This window comes from Phenylobacterium sp., from assembly GCF_025934275.1.
Lineage (GTDB): Bacteria > Pseudomonadota > Alphaproteobacteria > Caulobacterales > Caulobacteraceae > Phenylobacterium.
This window is the reverse complement of record NZ_JAICYI010000002.1, coordinates 19,087-32,796: the sequence shown is the minus strand read 5'-3', so window position 1 is coordinate 32,796 and position 13,710 is coordinate 19,087. Positions and strand designations below refer to the sequence as shown.

Genomic DNA, 13,710 nt, shown 5'->3' with positions numbered 1-13,710 from the left:
GCGTGGAGATCCGGCCTACGTCCAGAGGGCGCGCAGGCGCTCCGCTTCGGCCGCGCCCTGCGCCATGCCGGCCTTGGCGGCCCCGGGACGGCGGCGGAAGTCCATCAGGTTGGCGCCGAACGCCTGCTGGCTCGCCTCGTCGGGCCCGATCACCACCACCTCCGAGCCGCCTTCCTTGAGGGTGCGGATCTCCTCGTCGAGGCGCGCCGCGATGCGCTCGGCGGCGCCGCCGGCGGCGGCGGCGGCCGTCCGTACCGCGACGAGCACCACGAGGTCATGGCCCGTCGCCAGGTCCGCGTTGGTTCCGGAGCGCATGCCGCCGTCGATGTAGCGGCGGCCCTCGATGCTGACCGGCGGATAGACCCCGGGCACCGAGCAGCTGGAGGCCACCGCGCGGGTGACGCCCACGCCGGACTCCTTGGTCCAGAGCTGGAAGGCGCCGCTCTCCGCGTCGACCGCCGTGCAGGCGTAGCCGCGCTCGGGCCAACAGTCCGCCGGCAGGCTGGCGAAGGAGCGGCCGAAGCTGGCGATGAAGTCGTCCTCGGCCATGGTGTCGGCGGCGAGCGCCCACTGGCCGATCTCGGCGCGGACCTCGGCGGGATTGCGCAGCGAGCCCTGCGCCTCGGCCATCTTCTGCATCAGGAAGGTGAGGTCCGCCGGCCGCCGCTCGGCACCCCTTGCGCGCGGCGCGCTGGCCGCCCGCTCGCCCTCGGCGAGGATCGGATCGGCGAGGCTCGCGGCCTCGGCGCCCAGGGCTAGCCGTGCGCCGACGAAGGAGCCCGCCGAGGTGCCGAGGGTGAAGTCGGCGCGGCCGAGATCGACGCCGGCGCGGGCGAAGCCTGCGATGAGTCCGCACTCCCAGGCGATCCCCACCGGACCGCCGCCGCCCAGAACCAGCGCGCGTGACATGGCTTCACCTCCCAGACCGTGCGGGCGACGCTACTCCAGCGAGCCCACGATGGAAGCCCTCTGCGAGAGCTCGATCCAGTTGCCGTCGGGATCGCGGACCATGGAGATGCGGGCCGTCGTCCCGAGCGTCACCGGCGCCATCGCTTCGCGGCCGCCATGGGCCAGCACCTTGGCGTGCTCCTCGTCGACCTTGAAGACCTGGAAGGTGATGTAGCGCCAGCCGGGACCGCGCATCTGCGCGTCGGCGGGCGCATCAGGGTCCTGTTCGAGCAGGATAAGGCTCTCGCCGGCGCGGAAGCGGCCGGGCGCCTCCTCCGGCAGCCCGAGCGCCTCGCGGTAGAAGCGGCGATGGGCCTCGAGGTCACGCACGGCGAGGCGGATGCCGATCTGGCTGACGCCGTCGTGGCCCCGCGGAACGAGGGATATGCGGTTCCCTTCCGGGTCCTTCAGGTGGCGCGGCGCGGCCACGCCCTCACGCGCGACGATCAGCTCGCGATAGCCGGAGGGCGGCGCGTCGGGGATCGGCTCGGCGACGTGGTTGATCTTCACAACGCTGCCGTTGGCGTCGTGGCGGTGCTGGTCCTGACCCTTGCGGATCGGGAGCAGGTGGTCGAAGGCGAGCCCCGCCTCCCCTTGCCAGAACGCCAGCATGGGTTCGAGATGATTTGTGGAAAGCCCGATGTCGACCCTCGGCTTGGCGAGCTGCATGGGCCCTCCCTTGCCTCGGCAGCATGGCCGTGGGATGCGTGAAGTCAAACAGATGTTTGGAACGGGAGGCGCGGAATGAAGGCGGCGGTCTATTACGAGAACGGCGCGCCGGACGTGTTCCGCTACGAGAACGTCCCGGACCCCGAGTGCCACCCCAGGGGCATCGTCATCCGGGTGGAGGCGGTCTCGATCGAGGGCGGCGACACCTTGAACCGGCTGCGCGGCGCGCTGGTCACCAAGCCGCACGTCGTCGGCTACCAGGCGGCGGGCGAGGTCGTCGAGGTCGGCAGCGAGGTCACAAACCTCAAGGTGGGCGACAAAGCGGTGACCACGGGCGCCTACGGCAGCCATGCCGAGCTGCGCGCGGTCTCGGCCCGGGCCGCCTGGAAGATCCCCGCGGGCATGGACCTCAAGCTCGCGGCCTGCGTGCCGATCCCGTTCGGGACCGCGCACGAGTGCCTGTTCGAGTTCGGACGGATGAAGAAGAGCGAGGTCGTCCTGGTGCAGGCCGGCGCCTCGGGCGTGGGGATCGCGGCCATCCAGCTCGCCGCGCGGGCCGGCGCCTCGATGGTGCTGGCGACCGCCTCCTCCGATGCGCGGCTGGAGAAGCTGCAGCCGCTCGGGCTGACCCACGGGATCAACTACCAGAGGGACGATCTGGTCACCGAGGTGATGCGGCTCACCGACAACAAGGGCTGCGACGTGATCGTCGATCCGGTGGGGGGCACGACCTTGCAGGCCTCGATCCTGTCGCTGGCCTACCGCGGGCGGGTTTCGATGGTCGGCCAGGCGGGCCGCGAGCCGATGAAGGTGGACGTCTCCACCATGATGGGCGGCAACCGCACCCTCTCGGGGGTGTTCCTGGGCGCCGAGATCGCCACCGACCGGGTCTATGGGATCATCCAGGGGCTGATCGAGGATGTGGCGAAGGGCGAGCTGAAAGTGGTGATCGACCGCCAGTTCAAGCTCTCCGAAGCCGCCGACGCCCACCGCTACATCGAAAGCCGCCAGGCCGTGGGCCGAGTGCTGCTGGTCCCCTGAGCGAGGAGAACGAACATGCCGCGCGCGAAGAACGGCCGGGTCGAGCTGGAGTACGAAACCTTTGGGGATGCGAACCCCGAGACGGTGATCCTGATCAACGGGCTGGGCTCGCAGATGACCCGCTGGCCGGTTCCGTTCTGCGAAAAGCTGGTGGCGCGCGGCTTCCGCGCGATCCGCATGGACAACCGCGACGTGGGCTTGTCCAGCTGGCTCGACGGCGGGAGCTACGTCCTGAAGGACATGGCCAACGACGTCATCGCGGTCCTGGACGCCGCGGGCGTGAAGAAGGCGCACGTGGCCGGCGTCTCCATGGGCGGCATGATCACTCAGCGGGTCGCCATCGACCACCCGGATCGCGTGCTCTCGATGACCTCGATCATGGCCGCCCCGGCGGCGAACCCGCCGATCCTGCAGTCGACGCCGGCGGCAGCCGCGGTGCTGAACGTGGCCCCGCCGGATCCCGAGGCCGACTTCGAGGCGTTCGTGGCGCACGGGATCAGGAACGCGCGGACCATCGGCAGCCCGGCCTATCCGTGGGACGAGGACCAGCTGCGCCAGCGCGTCGTTTCGGAATACCGGCGCGCGTTCAATCCGAGCGGGGTGGTCCGCCAGCGGCAGGCGATCGGAGCCGACGGCGACCGGACGGAAGAGCTGAAGACGCTGAAGGTCCCGGCCGTTGTGGCGCACGGGGCGGACGATCCGCTGGTCATGCCGATCGGCGGCGAGCTGACCGCCAAGGCGATCCCGGGCGCCGAGCTGCGCATCATCCCGGGGATGGGGCACGACCTGCCGCCGGGGCTCTACGACACGGTCATCGACGCCATCGTGGCGGCCGCGAGCCGGGCCAAACAGGCGGCCTAGGACAGCGAAAGGCACAGCATGGGACGACTGGAGGGCCGCTCGGCGGTGATAACCGGGGCGGCGAGCGGGATCGGCCGCGCCGCGGCCAAGATCTTCGCCGGCGAAGGCGCGAGCGTGGTCTGCGTCGACAAGGCCGAGACGGTGAGCGAGACCGCCAAGGAGATCGCCGCCGCCGGCGGCAAGTCGGTCGCGATGGCCGGCGACGCCGCCGACGAGGGCTTCGTGCAGCAGTACGTCACGCGAGCGGTGAACGACTTCGGCGGGCTGGACGTGATCTGGGCCAACGCCGGCATCTCCGGCGGCTACGTCCCGCTGCAGGACCAGACGGCGGCGCACTGGGCCGAAATCCTGCGCGTCAACCTGATCGGCCACTTCCTGGCCCTGAAGCACGCCAGCCCGATCATGATCGCCAAGGGGAAGGGCTCGATCATCATGACGGCGTCGGTCGCCGGCATCCGCTCGGGCGCGGGCGGCATGCCCTATTCGGCCTCCAAGGCGGGCGTCATCAGCCTCGCCCAGACCGCGGCCAACGAGCTCTACGGCACGGGGGTGCGGGTGAACGCGATCTGCCCGGGGCTGATCGAGACCGGCATGACGCGCGGCGTCTACGAGGCCGCCCGCGCGCGCGGCACCGCCGACAAGATCGGCCAGCTCAACCCGCTGACCCGCGGCGGCGAGCCGCACGAGATCGCCAACATGGGCCTGTTCCTGGCCTCGGACGACGCCTCCTACGTCAACGGCCAGTTCATCGCCGTGGACGGCGGCCTCTCCTCCTCGCATCCGGTGGTGCGGCGCCGCCGATGATCTACCTGGTCCGCCATGGCGAGACCGAGTGGAACGTGATCCGCCGGGCCCAGGGCCGGCTGGACTCGCCGCTCACCGAACGCGGCGTGCGCCAGGCCCGGGCCATGGCCGAGCTGCTGGCGGATCTCGTCGCGCGCGAGCCGGGCGGCGCCTGGCGGCTGGTCGCCTCGCCGTTGGGGCGCGCCCAGCAGACGGCGCGGATCGTCGGCGAACGGCTCGATCTCCCGGTCGAGATCGACGAGCGCCTGCGCGAGCACTCGATGGGCGAGCTCGACGGCCTGCGCGCCGAAGCGCTCCGCCGGCGCCTTCCCACCGGCGTGCCCGATCACGAGCAGCCCTTCCATGTCCCCGGCGGAGAGAGCTTCGACGAGATCAGCGCCCGGGCCCGCAGCTTTCTGGCGGAGGCGGCCGAAGACGACCGCCTGATCGCCGTCAGCCATGGCGTGTTGGGCCGCATCCTGCGCGGGGTCTATGCCGGGCTCGACCGGGAGACCACGCTGACCATCCAGGTCGGCCACAGCCAAGAGCACGTCTTCCGGCTGGCCGGCGGCCAGGTTGACGCCCTCGCCTGCGAGCCCGTGACCGATTCCTGACCGTCCGAGCGTCCGTCGCCGCTGCTCGTGCGACGCCGTCGCTAGGCCGGTTCGACCGAGGCGCGCGCCGCCGCCTGGCAGAACTCCGCCAGGCCCCGCAGCGGCTCGGCGCCGTCTCCGGCGAAGGATGCGCCGTGCATCAGGGCGAGCGTGCGCGGAGCCAGCTCGGCCAGGCGGCGGAGCTGATCGGCGGTGCCGGGCGCCATGGTCATGGCGCCGAACTGCGCCTCCGACTCGATGGCCAGTGAGAGGATGTCGGCGTCGGTGATCGGCGGGCCGCCGCCCACGTGGGTGAGGAGGTCGCCGCAGAGCAGCACGTCGGCCGTCTCCTCGAAGAACACGCCGGCTTCCCAGCCATGCGGCACGTGCGGCGTGGCGAGCCAGCGCATCCGCTTGCCGCCGAGATCCAGCACCTCGCCGTCGGCCAGCGGCCGGGGCGGCCGGTCGGCGAGGTCGTTGAGCGAGATCATGCAGCCGAGCTCTCCGTGGACGATCTGCGCCTGCGGCGCGGCGGCGAGCCAGGCGTTCATCGCGCCGCACTCGTCCGCCTCCACGTGGCCGAAGCTGATCCACCGCAGCCGTTCCAGCGGCATGATCCGCGCCACCGCCTCCGAGACGAGCGGGAACAGCTGGCGGTGCCCGCAATGAAACAGCATCGGCTCGTCGGCATCGATCAGGAACTGGTTGAAGGTGAAGCCGGCCGGCGGCGCGACGTCCGCCACCCAGGTCGAGAGCCGGTAAACGCCCGCGCCGATCTCGGCGATGCTGGTTTCCATGTTCATCCTCCGCTGGGTCAAATCGGAAGCCCGCGCGGCGGCGCAGGACAAGCCGGCGCAAGATCACAATTTCGCGGGCGGGCCGCGAGGCTCTATGGGAGATTGCAGACGATCGCCCAAGAGTTGTCGGGTTGCGACCGGATGGCGCACATGGGCCCCAGAACGTCCTCGCCTGTGTCGGGAATCCGCCACATTTCCCGGGTGAAACAAGCTCCGACGCCTGATCAACCCCCAACCCCGATCTGCGTCACACGGACGGGAGCCCCGACGACCCCCACGTCGGGGCTCTTTCCGTTCTAGGAGCCCTGCTCAGCCTTTCTCGGTCCGTTGCGGCCCCAGCCCCAGCGCAGCAGCGCCAGCGCGGCCACGGCGGTGAGCGCGCCGATCGCGAAGGCCGCCGCGGTGGCGATGGAGATCCCGGCGGGCCCCATCGTCAGCGGCCGGGGCTGCATCCAGTGGACGAGCTCGCCATTGGGCTGCGCCGGCAGGATGTCGTCGATCTGGTCCAGCACGCTCTCGGTCATGGCTGCAGCCTCCGCCGGTCTCGCTTCCAGCGGCCTAACCCTCGCACATAGCGGGGGTTCCGCAAGCCGGACCCTGAGGGTAGAACCGGCGCCGTTCCTCGTCTCGACCAGTTCGCAAGATGGCCGGCCACTCCAAATTCAAGAACATCATGCACCGCAAGGGCCGCGCCGATGCGGCCCGCTCGAAGCTGTTCTCCAAGCTGTCGCGCGAGATCACCGTGGCGGCGAAGCATGGGATGCCCGACCCGGCGATGAACCCTAGGCTCCGGCTGGCGATCGCCAACGCCAAGGCCGAGTCGATGTCGAAGGACGTCATCGAGCGGGCGATCAAGAAGGCGCAGGGCGGCGACGCGGAGACCTACGAGGAGATCCGCTACGAGGGCTTCGGACCCGGCGGGGTGGGCCTGATCGTCGAAGTGCTGACCGACAACCGCAACCGGGCCGCCTCCAACGTCCGCTCGATCTTCGGCAAGCACGGCGGCAACCTCGGCGAGACGGGCTCGGTGGCGTTCATGTTCGAGCGCGTGGGCGAGATCGTCTATCCGGTTGCGGCGGGCAGCGATGAGGCGGTGATGGACGCGGCCATCGAGGCCGGCGCCGAGGACGTCGAGTCCGACGAGGACGGCCACACCATCTACACCGCCTTCGAGCAGCTGTCGGAGGTGGCGGCGGCCCTTGAGAAGAGCCTCGGCGAAGCCAAGTCCGCCGCCGTCGCCCGGCGGCCGAGGAGCCGCACGCCCCTGAGCGGCGAGCCGGCCGCGACGCTGATGAAGCTGCTCGACGCCCTCGACGACGAGGACGACGTGCAGAACGTCTACACCAACGAGGAAATTCCGGCCGACGAGCTCGAGCGGCTGGCGTCGTAGCGGCTCACGATGGCCTCGATCTGGTGCTCCGGGCCCTTGCGGACGACGATGTCGGCGCGCTCGCGGGCCGGCGCGATGTGGTCGCGCAGGTTCGGCAGGTTGATCTGTCGCCAGACCTCGCCGGCGAAGGCTTCCGTCTGCTCGGCGCTCATGGTCCGGAAGCGGGCGTAGAAAGAGGCTGGATCGTGCTCGGCGGCGCGCCAGAGCGCCACGAATCGGGCCGTGAACCAAGCCTCGAGATGCGCCTCTTCGGCCTCGAGATAGATGAGCGCGTCGAGGCCGACCGCCGCGGGATCGTGCAGGCCGAGACCCTCGACCACCAGCACCTCGGGGCGGGCGACCTCGCGCGCCAGCCCCGGGTCGATGTCGTAGGTGATATGCGAATAGACCGGAACCTTCGCCGCGCCTTGCCGGAGGCTCGCCAGGGTCCGCGCCAGCGCCTCGGCGTCGTAGCTCTCGGGGAATCCCTTGCGCAGGGTCAGGCCGCGCGCCAGCAAGGCGGCATTGTCGAGCAGGAAGCCGTCGGTGCAGACGAGCTCGACGGATGGGGGGCGAGGGCGCTCGGCGAGGCGATCCGTCAAGGCGGCGGCGAAGGTGCTCTTGCCGACCGCAACCGAGCCGGTGACCCCGACGACCAGCGGCCCCGGGCCGGTGCGGCGGGCGTCGATCAGCTCGGCGACGTCGTCAAGGCTCGGCATCGGATGCAAGACTTAAGGCGACAGGGCGGATTTCGCCAAGCCCGCGTTGGCGCCCGGCGCGGCTCGGGTATGCTGCGGAATCATGCGCGAGATCCGCTGGTTCCCCCGTGCGACGGCCTAAGTCCGATCCGCGCGTCACCGATCTGCGCCGCTACCGCCGCGAGCGCGAACGGGCCCGTCGCGCCCCGCCGCAAAGGCCCGCCGGCGCCGAGCCGCTACTCGGCCGCCGGCGCCACGCCGGCCTGATCCTGCTCGCAGCGATCGCCATCGTGGCGGTGCTGGCCATGCTCTCGGGCCGCGGATTCTAACGCGGCCGGGCCATGTTCTTGCGCAGGATCGCCCAGATGATCAGCAGGTAGGCCGCAAGCCGAAGCAGGTAGACCCCGCTCAGCGCCTCGTCGGGAATGCCGTAGATCGCTGGCACCGCCTGGTTCACCGCCATCAAGCCGAAGGCCGCGGCGAAGGCCAGGAACAGTACGTCGTGCGTGCGGCGCCAGAACTTCACGAAGAACACGCCGCCGATCAGGTAGCCGAAGGTCAGGGCGCCGGCGACGAAGATGGGATGCAGGTTCACGACTCCGCCTCCCAGATGAAGCCGTAGAGCAGCACGCCGAGCGCCAAGGCGGCGGCGAGCTGGCGCCAGATCCAGAGATCGGTCGCGGGGAAGACGACCATGTCGGCGACCAGCGCCAGGTTGTTGAGCGCCAGGAAGACGAAGCTGACGGCGGTCCACAACAGCAGCCGCGAGCGCTCGCGGAAATAGGCCCGCAGCAGCAGGATGGCGCACACCCCGCTGGTGAGCAGGCATAAGAGATAAACCGCCGTCGGCGCGAGCGCGCTCATTTGTCTTCCCCCCTGAACTTGAACGCATTGGCCAGCGACTGCACCGGATCGCGCGGCGCGGCGATCAGGTTGACGATCGCCACCGGCCGCTCCTTGTAGGCCGCCTCCAGACGGTCGCAGAGCTGACCCAGCACCGCCGCCGCCGGCGCGTAGCGATGGCAGCCCTTGTCGTCGCGGACCGTGATGCCGCCGCGCTCGAACCGCTGCAGGTTGTCGTTGACGAGGCCCGTCGAGGCGCGCAGCTCGCTGACCAGCTCGGCCGGCTCCCAGCAGCGTTCGGCGTCGCGCTTGAGCAGCAGCAGCAGCTCGAGCGCCCAGACCGAGCGAACGTGCTCGCGCACGAACGCTGCAAGATCCTGGTCTGACAACACCCTCTCCCAATAGGTCGCGGTCCGACCCTATCGACCTGGGCCGCTCGATCAACCCCGGAAGGAACGTCCGTCACGTCGGCGCCATGGCGACGCTTGGCCCACGCGGGAAGCTGTGGCCAACTGCGCCAAATCGCCTGGGGGGATTCGACATGGGCCATCATTTCCGCAACGCCGTCCTGGCGAGCGCCGCCGCGCTGGGTGCGTCCGCCGGGCTGGCGCACGCCGCCGACTATGTGACCATCCCCCTGGAGGCGAGCGTCAACGCCCCGGCCGAGGTGACCTGGAAGAAGGTCAGCGGCTTCTGCGATATCGGCGCCTGGTTGAAGACGAGCTGCGTGATCACCTCCGGCAAGGCCGACGAGGTGGGCGCCGTGCGCCGCATCGCCGATCGGGTGGACGAGGTGCTCGTCAGCCGGACGGCGTGGTCCTACACCTACGCCCAGCCGAAGTCGCCGATCGACTACCACGGCACGGTGGAGGTCCGGCCGGACGGGCCGAAGACGTCGAAGATCCTCTACACCCTGATCTATGACGCCGCGGCGCTGCCGGCCGGAGCCGACCGGGCCAAGGACACGGCCGGGCGCACGGCGATGTTCACGCGCGTCATCAACACCATGAAGGCCGTCGCCGAAGCGAAGTAGTCGCCGCTACGCCAGCCAGCGGCGCGGCCAGAGCCGCCCGAGCGGGTGGACACGGCCGGGCGCCAGGCCCATCCGGCGGATGATCCGCGGCGACAGGCGGGCGAACGCCTCCACCGGCTCGACCCCGCCGACCGGGCTCGTCGCCACGGCCCCCGTCGTCAGCGCCTGATCGACGGCGGCCCACTCAGCGCGCGAGCGGTCGTCGTGGCCCACGGCGTAGAAGTGGCGCACGGGCTGCGGTTCGTCGGCGAGCTCCAGCATCACGCCGACCATCCAGCCCACGCCTCAGAACCTCACGCCGGCGAGGCGGAGGAACAGGGGGACCAGGTAGACCAGCACCAGCAGCCCCAGGAAGATCACCGCCAGCCGGCCGATCCGCCGGCGGCGCGCCTCGTCGCGGGCCCGGGCCTCGGGATCCTTCTCGCTCACTCAGTCACCACCACGGGCCCAGGCAGGACCACGTGGATGACCACCTCGGTCTCGGCGAAGAGCGTGTGGGATTCGCCGGGCGGCGTGTAGATGAAGTCACCGGCCTGGATCGGCAGGTCGTCCAGCCGTCCCTTGCCCGAAATGACGAAGATCTCCTCGCCGTCCGGATGGACATGGGCGGGCGAGCGCGAGCCCGGCGCATAGTGCATCAGGAAGGTGCCGGCGCCGGCGTCCATGCGGAGCGGGGTGATCGTCACGCCGTCGCGGATCGGCCGCTTCGGCGTGGCGGGCGTCGAGGTGAGCTGCATCATGGAGGCCTCCTGGGACGCGCAACATCGGCTTTCGGGGCGCGCTCCGCAACGCCCCTCGCGCTCGAAGACGGCGCTCCCCTCATTTGCCCCCCGCGCGGGAACCCTGACCCCGGCTCGCGGTTTCGTGAACCGTTCTAAAGGAGCCTCCCGTCATGACCCGCGCAATCATGCTTTGCGCCGCCGCGGCCGCGGCGCTGTCGCTTGCGGCCTGCAACAAGAACCAGGCCGGCAATTCCGCGCCCGCAGAGACCAACACCGCCGAGGCCGCCAACACCTCGACCCCGGGCCAGAGCATGCCCGCGAACAAGGCCCAGGACGTCACCGGCGCGGCGGTCGGCTCGACCTCGGCCGCCACGATGGGCGCGCACGACACCGGCGCCTTCGTCTCGAACCTGGTGCAGGGAAACATGTACGAGCTCGACGCGGCCAAGATCGCCGAGCAGAAGGCCAAGGACCCCGCGGTCAAGGCCTTCGCCAAGATGATGACCACCGACCACACGAAACTGGGCGCCGAAGCCAAGCCGGTGATCGCCAAGTCCGGCCAGACGGCCCCGACCGACCTCGACCAGCGGCGGAAGGGCTTCCTCGACAACCTCAAGGCGGCCGGTCCGAACGATTTCGACAAGACCTACATGGACCAGCAGGTCTCCGCCCATGACGAGACGCTCACCCTCTTGCAGGGCTACGCCAAGGACGGCTCCGACGCCGGGCTGAAGGCGCTGGCCGGCAAGGCCATCCCCGTCGTCCAGAAGCACGACGACGCGGCCAAGAAGCTGCAGGCCAAGCTGAGCGGTTCGAAATAGCGAGCGGCAATCCGCGCCGCTGCCATTGGCGAGGTCGCGGCTGGGATCGGAGGGGACCTGCCGCTTGGCGTCCATCGGACCGCCGAGCCGGCGGCTCTGTTCCCGGCGCGACGGGCGTCGTTGACCTGCCGGATTGAACGCCGCTATGTGAACGCCGCGCCACGGTCGGCCTTCGGGGCTCCCGTAGGACGCGCTGTTGCTCGGATCGGGGATCGCCATGTCCAGACTCTTCGCCGCGCTCGCCGGCGCCGCCGCGGCCTTCGCGCTCTCCGGGGCCGCCCACGCCCAGGGCGCGACGCCGCCCGGCCCCACGGTGGTGCGCGGCCGCGTCGTCTCACTCGCCGACAACGTGCTCACGGTGAAGCCCGACAATGGCGCCCGGGAGAAGGTGGCGCTGGCGCCCGCCTGGACGGTGGCGGTGATGAAGCCCGTGGCGATCGACGCGATCACGCCGGGCAGCTTCATCGGCACCACCGAGATGCCGAAATCGGAAGGCGTCGGACGCAGCCTGGAGGTCCACGTCTTCCCGCCCGGCGTGAAGATGGGCGAGGGCCACTACGGCTGGGACCTGAAGCCGGGCTCGATGATGACTAACGGCACGGTCGGCAAGGTGGTCGCCGGCAAGAGGGGCAGCCGCGAGCTGGACGTGGCCTACAACGGCACGGGCCTGCGCCACATCACCGTGCCCGCGAACGTCCCGGTGGTGCAGATCACCGGCGGCGCGCGCGAGCAGGTGAAGCCGGGCATCCCGGTCTTCATGGTGGTGCGCAAGAGCCCGGACGGCTCGATGTCCGCCAGCTCGGTCTCGATCGGCGAGAACGGCGCCAAGCCGCCGATGTGAGGCGACGCCGGCGGTGGAGAGCGGGGTTCGGGACGTGTAGGCTCCGCGCCATGAGCCAAGCCGCCGCCCCGCTCCGCAGCCTCGCGCCCGTCTCGTTCCGCGAGTTCAGCCGCGATTTCGAGGGGTTCGCCAAGGCGCTCGGCGATTCCTTCGCGCGCTACGGATTCGCGGTGATCGCCGACCACGGGATCCCGCAGGAGCGGATCGATGCGGCCCTGACCTCGGCCAAGCGTTTCTTCGCCCTCCCGGACCCCACCAAGCTCAAGTACAGGCTGCCGGTGATGGGCCAGCGCGGCTACACGCCGTTCGGCGTCGAGACGGCCAAGGGCGAGACCCATTACGACCTGAAGGAATTCTGGCATGTCGGACGCGACCTGCCGGCCGGCCACCGCTACCGCGACCACATGCCGGACAACGCCTGGCCCGACGCCGACGTCCCGGGCTTCCACGAGACCGTGGGCTGGCTCTACGGCGCGCTGGACGCCATGGGGCTGAAGGTGCTGGAGGCGATCGCGAGCTGGCTCGGGCTGGAGCGCCGCTTCTTCGATCCCACCGTGGCGGAAGGCAACTCCATCCTGCGCCTGCTGCACTATCCGCCGGTCCCGAAGGACGGGCCGCACATCCGCGCCGCGGCGCACGAGGACATCAACGTCATCACCCTGCTGCTCGGCGCGGAGGAGGCCGGGCTGGAGGTGAAGGACCGCGATGGCGGCTGGCTCCCGATCAACCCGCCGCCGGGCTCGCTGGTCTGCAACATCGGCGACATGCTGCAGCGCCTGACCAACGACAAGCTGCCGTCCACCACGCACCGGGTGGTCAATCCCGCGCCGGAGCGGCGGCGCTACCCGCGCTACTCGACGCCGTTCTTCCTGCACTTCAACTCGGACTACGTGATCCGCACGCTGCCGAACTGCATCGACGCGGCCCACCCGGACCGCTACGCCGAGCCGATCACCGCCAACGACTACCTCCAGGAGCGGCTGCGCGAGATCAAGCTCGCCTGATTTGCCGGCCCGCGATCGTCGGCCACCCGAGCCGACGCGGGCTAGCCTTCCAGCCGTTCGAGATCGGCGGGCGCACGCACGGTGACGTCGAGGTCCTTGATGAGCCCGGTCTCCAGAGAATAGACCCAGCCGTGGACGCTGATCTTCTGGCCGCGAGCCCAGGCGTCCTGCACGAAGACGTCGGAGCCTACGTTCCTCACCTGGCGGATCACGTTGAGCTCACAGAGCCGGTTGAGGCGGCCGCGTTCTTCGGGAAGGGCGTCGAGCTCGTGTCGGTGCTCGTGGGCGACCTCGCGGATCGGATGCAGCCAGTGGTCGATCAGCCCGCGCCGGCCGCCGTCCACCGCCGCGGCGATCCCACCGCAGCCGTAATGGCCGACCACCAGGATGTGCTTCACCTGCAGCACGTCCACGGCGAACTGCAGCACCGACAGGTAGTTGGCGTCCTGCGGCGGGGCGAGGTTGGCGATGTTGCGGTGGACGAACATCTCGCCCGGATCGAGATCGACGATCTCCGTCGCCGGCACGCGCGAATCCGAGCAGCCGATCCAGAGGTATTCCGGCGCCTGCTGCCCGAGCAGGCGCTGGAAGAATCCCGGGTCCTCGGACGTCTTGCGCTCCGCCCACCGACGGTTGTTGGCCTTCAGGTCGTCCAGCATGACCGCGCTCTAGAGCCCTCCGACGGCC

Annotated in this window: 22 protein-coding genes; 10 read left to right on the top strand and 12 right to left on the bottom strand. The window is 70.3% G+C overall.

Annotation, left to right across the window (positions count from 1 at the left end; translation table 11 throughout):
* Nucleotides 1-15: 15 nt before the first annotated feature.
* Together Q0W60_RS01100 and Q0W60_RS01095 are read right to left on the bottom strand one after the other, a co-directional pair.
* Entirely contained in the window at nt 16-909 is an 894-nt protein-coding gene (locus Q0W60_RS01100; protein ID WP_297691685.1) for a patatin-like phospholipase family protein, read from the bottom strand.
* 30 nt (nt 910-939) lie between these two features.
* A complete protein-coding gene (locus Q0W60_RS01095) occupies nt 940-1,617 on the bottom strand; it encodes a VOC family protein (protein ID WP_297691684.1) in 678 nt (225 codons plus the stop codon).
* Between the two features lie 75 nt (nt 1,618-1,692).
* On the opposite strand from Q0W60_RS01095, the gene Q0W60_RS01090 reads away from it, so the two are divergent.
* From Q0W60_RS01090 to Q0W60_RS01075, 4 genes are read left to right on the top strand one after another with little or no spacing between them, the layout of a single operon-like run.
* Nucleotides 1,693-2,658, top strand: a complete 966-nt coding sequence (locus Q0W60_RS01090) for a zinc-binding alcohol dehydrogenase family protein (RefSeq protein WP_297691682.1) — start codon at nt 1,693-1,695, stop codon at nt 2,656-2,658.
* Between the two features lie 15 nt (nt 2,659-2,673).
* Nucleotides 2,674-3,519 carry an alpha/beta hydrolase gene (locus Q0W60_RS01085; RefSeq protein WP_297691680.1) on the top strand — a complete coding sequence of 282 codons (846 nt, stop codon included), beginning with the start codon at nt 2,674-2,676 and terminating at the stop codon, nt 3,517-3,519.
* Nucleotides 3,520-3,537: 18 nt separating this feature from the next.
* Nucleotides 3,538-4,323, top strand: a complete 786-nt coding sequence (locus Q0W60_RS01080) for an SDR family NAD(P)-dependent oxidoreductase (protein ID WP_297691678.1) — start codon at nt 3,538-3,540, stop codon at nt 4,321-4,323.
* Nucleotides 4,320-4,916, top strand: coding sequence for a histidine phosphatase family protein (locus tag Q0W60_RS01075; protein ID WP_297691676.1), 597 nt, complete (start codon nt 4,320-4,322; stop codon nt 4,914-4,916). The genes Q0W60_RS01080 and Q0W60_RS01075 overlap by 4 nt, the downstream gene beginning before the upstream one ends.
* A 41-nt stretch (nt 4,917-4,957) precedes the next feature.
* Here the strand turns inward: Q0W60_RS01075 and Q0W60_RS01070 are convergent, their stop codons facing one another.
* Both Q0W60_RS01070 and Q0W60_RS01065 read right to left on the bottom strand, forming a co-directional pair.
* Nucleotides 4,958-5,692, bottom strand: coding sequence for an MBL fold metallo-hydrolase (locus tag Q0W60_RS01070; protein ID WP_297691674.1), 735 nt, complete (start codon nt 5,690-5,692; stop codon nt 4,958-4,960).
* A gap of 296 nt (nt 5,693-5,988) precedes the next feature.
* Nucleotides 5,989-6,216 carry a hypothetical protein gene (locus Q0W60_RS01065; protein WP_297691672.1) on the bottom strand — a complete coding sequence of 76 codons (228 nt, stop codon included), beginning with the start codon at nt 6,214-6,216 and terminating at the stop codon, nt 5,989-5,991.
* A gap of 119 nt (nt 6,217-6,335) precedes the next feature.
* On the opposite strand from Q0W60_RS01065, the gene Q0W60_RS01060 reads away from it, so the two are divergent.
* Entirely contained in the window at nt 6,336-7,082 is a 747-nt protein-coding gene (locus Q0W60_RS01060) for a YebC/PmpR family DNA-binding transcriptional regulator (RefSeq protein WP_297691669.1), read from the top strand.
* Here Q0W60_RS01060 and Q0W60_RS01055 read toward each other — a convergent pair.
* Entirely contained in the window at nt 7,031-7,780 is a 750-nt protein-coding gene (locus Q0W60_RS01055; protein WP_297691667.1) for a hypothetical protein, read from the bottom strand. The two genes, Q0W60_RS01060 and Q0W60_RS01055, sit on opposite strands and share 52 nt — an antisense overlap.
* A gap of 107 nt (nt 7,781-7,887) precedes the next feature.
* On the opposite strand from Q0W60_RS01055, the gene Q0W60_RS01050 reads away from it, so the two are divergent.
* Nucleotides 7,888-8,088: a hypothetical protein gene (locus Q0W60_RS01050; protein WP_297691665.1), complete on the top strand. Its 201-nt coding sequence runs from the start codon at nt 7,888-7,890 to the stop codon at nt 8,086-8,088.
* Here Q0W60_RS01050 and Q0W60_RS01045 read toward each other — a convergent pair.
* From Q0W60_RS01045 to Q0W60_RS01035, 3 genes are read right to left on the bottom strand one after another with little or no spacing between them, the layout of a single operon-like run.
* A complete protein-coding gene (locus Q0W60_RS01045) occupies nt 8,085-8,354 on the bottom strand; it encodes a DUF5985 family protein (protein ID WP_297691662.1) in 270 nt (89 codons plus the stop codon). The genes Q0W60_RS01050 and Q0W60_RS01045 overlap by 4 nt on opposite strands.
* On the bottom strand, nt 8,351-8,623 hold the full coding sequence (locus Q0W60_RS01040) for a DUF5985 family protein (RefSeq protein ID WP_297691660.1): 273 nt from the start codon (nt 8,621-8,623) through the stop codon (nt 8,351-8,353). The genes Q0W60_RS01045 and Q0W60_RS01040 overlap by 4 nt, the downstream gene beginning before the upstream one ends.
* The gene (locus Q0W60_RS01035) at nt 8,620-8,991 is read right to left on the bottom strand and encodes a hypothetical protein (RefSeq protein ID WP_297691658.1); all 372 of its coding nucleotides are present in this window, start codon (nt 8,989-8,991) and stop codon (nt 8,620-8,622) included. Before Q0W60_RS01035 ends, Q0W60_RS01040 begins: the two co-directional genes overlap by 4 nt.
* Before the next feature lie 152 nt (nt 8,992-9,143).
* Between Q0W60_RS01035 and Q0W60_RS01030 the strand changes: the two genes are divergently transcribed.
* Nucleotides 9,144-9,635, top strand: a complete 492-nt coding sequence (locus Q0W60_RS01030; protein WP_297691656.1) for an SRPBCC family protein — start codon at nt 9,144-9,146, stop codon at nt 9,633-9,635.
* 6 nt (nt 9,636-9,641) lie between these two features.
* On the opposite strand, the gene Q0W60_RS01025 is transcribed toward Q0W60_RS01030, so the two are convergent.
* The 3 genes from Q0W60_RS01025 to Q0W60_RS01015 are packed head-to-tail and all read right to left on the bottom strand — an operon-like array spanning nt 9,642 to nt 10,375.
* The gene (locus tag Q0W60_RS01025; protein ID WP_297691789.1) at nt 9,642-9,908 is read right to left on the bottom strand and encodes a hypothetical protein; all 267 of its coding nucleotides are present in this window, start codon (nt 9,906-9,908) and stop codon (nt 9,642-9,644) included.
* 12 nt (nt 9,909-9,920) lie between these two features.
* Nucleotides 9,921-10,064, bottom strand: coding sequence for a hypothetical protein (locus Q0W60_RS01020; RefSeq protein WP_297691654.1), 144 nt, complete (start codon nt 10,062-10,064; stop codon nt 9,921-9,923).
* Entirely contained in the window at nt 10,061-10,375 is a 315-nt protein-coding gene (locus Q0W60_RS01015) for a cupin domain-containing protein (RefSeq protein ID WP_297691652.1), read from the bottom strand. The genes Q0W60_RS01020 and Q0W60_RS01015 overlap by 4 nt, the downstream gene beginning before the upstream one ends.
* A gap of 152 nt (nt 10,376-10,527) precedes the next feature.
* Here Q0W60_RS01015 and Q0W60_RS01010 point away from each other — a divergent pair, with 152 nt between their 5' ends.
* From Q0W60_RS01010 to Q0W60_RS01000, 3 genes are all read left to right on the top strand, one after another.
* A complete protein-coding gene (locus tag Q0W60_RS01010) occupies nt 10,528-11,178 on the top strand; it encodes a DUF4142 domain-containing protein (RefSeq protein ID WP_297691650.1) in 651 nt (216 codons plus the stop codon).
* A gap of 217 nt (nt 11,179-11,395) precedes the next feature.
* On the top strand, nt 11,396-12,019 hold the full coding sequence (locus Q0W60_RS01005; RefSeq protein WP_297691648.1) for a hypothetical protein: 624 nt from the start codon (nt 11,396-11,398) through the stop codon (nt 12,017-12,019).
* 50 nt (nt 12,020-12,069) lie between these two features.
* Nucleotides 12,070-13,023: a 2-oxoglutarate and iron-dependent oxygenase domain-containing protein gene (locus Q0W60_RS01000; RefSeq protein ID WP_297691646.1), complete on the top strand. Its 954-nt coding sequence runs from the start codon at nt 12,070-12,072 to the stop codon at nt 13,021-13,023.
* A 41-nt stretch (nt 13,024-13,064) separates the two neighbouring features.
* Here the strand turns inward: Q0W60_RS01000 and can are convergent, their stop codons facing one another.
* Complete coding sequence (gene can, locus Q0W60_RS00995; RefSeq protein WP_297691645.1) at nt 13,065-13,682, bottom strand: carbonate dehydratase; 618 nt, start codon at nt 13,680-13,682, stop codon at nt 13,065-13,067.
* Nucleotides 13,683-13,710 lie beyond the last annotated feature (28 nt).

Coding starts and splice junctions, on each gene's coding strand:
- Q0W60_RS01070 (WP_297691674.1), bottom strand. CDS start 5,692: ATGGAAACCAGCATCGCCGAGATCGGCGCGGGCGTTTACCGGCTCTCG.
- Q0W60_RS01030 (WP_297691656.1), top strand. CDS start 9,144: ATGGGCCATCATTTCCGCAACGCCGTCCTGGCGAGCGCCGCCGCGCTG.
- Q0W60_RS01000 (WP_297691646.1), top strand. CDS start 12,070: ATGAGCCAAGCCGCCGCCCCGCTCCGCAGCCTCGCGCCCGTCTCGTTC.
- Q0W60_RS01095 (WP_297691684.1), bottom strand. CDS start 1,617: ATGCAGCTCGCCAAGCCGAGGGTCGACATCGGGCTTTCCACAAATCAT.
- Q0W60_RS01085 (WP_297691680.1), top strand. CDS start 2,674: ATGCCGCGCGCGAAGAACGGCCGGGTCGAGCTGGAGTACGAAACCTTT.
- Q0W60_RS01010 (WP_297691650.1), top strand. CDS start 10,528: ATGACCCGCGCAATCATGCTTTGCGCCGCCGCGGCCGCGGCGCTGTCG.
- Q0W60_RS01040 (WP_297691660.1), bottom strand. CDS start 8,623: ATGAGCGCGCTCGCGCCGACGGCGGTTTATCTCTTATGCCTGCTCACC.
- Q0W60_RS01025 (WP_297691789.1), bottom strand. CDS start 9,908: ATGGTCGGCGTGATGCTGGAGCTCGCCGACGAACCGCAGCCCGTGCGC.
- Q0W60_RS01090 (WP_297691682.1), top strand. CDS start 1,693: ATGAAGGCGGCGGTCTATTACGAGAACGGCGCGCCGGACGTGTTCCGC.
- Q0W60_RS01080 (WP_297691678.1), top strand. CDS start 3,538: ATGGGACGACTGGAGGGCCGCTCGGCGGTGATAACCGGGGCGGCGAGC.
- Q0W60_RS01100 (WP_297691685.1), bottom strand. CDS start 909: ATGTCACGCGCGCTGGTTCTGGGCGGCGGCGGTCCGGTGGGGATCGCC.
- can (WP_297691645.1), bottom strand. CDS start 13,682: ATGCTGGACGACCTGAAGGCCAACAACCGTCGGTGGGCGGAGCGCAAG.
- Q0W60_RS01065 (WP_297691672.1), bottom strand. CDS start 6,216: ATGACCGAGAGCGTGCTGGACCAGATCGACGACATCCTGCCGGCGCAG.
- Q0W60_RS01015 (WP_297691652.1), bottom strand. CDS start 10,375: ATGATGCAGCTCACCTCGACGCCCGCCACGCCGAAGCGGCCGATCCGC.
- Q0W60_RS01055 (WP_297691667.1), bottom strand. CDS start 7,780: ATGCCGAGCCTTGACGACGTCGCCGAGCTGATCGACGCCCGCCGCACC.
- Q0W60_RS01060 (WP_297691669.1), top strand. CDS start 6,336: ATGGCCGGCCACTCCAAATTCAAGAACATCATGCACCGCAAGGGCCGC.
- Q0W60_RS01075 (WP_297691676.1), top strand. CDS start 4,320: ATGATCTACCTGGTCCGCCATGGCGAGACCGAGTGGAACGTGATCCGC.
- Q0W60_RS01005 (WP_297691648.1), top strand. CDS start 11,396: ATGTCCAGACTCTTCGCCGCGCTCGCCGGCGCCGCCGCGGCCTTCGCG.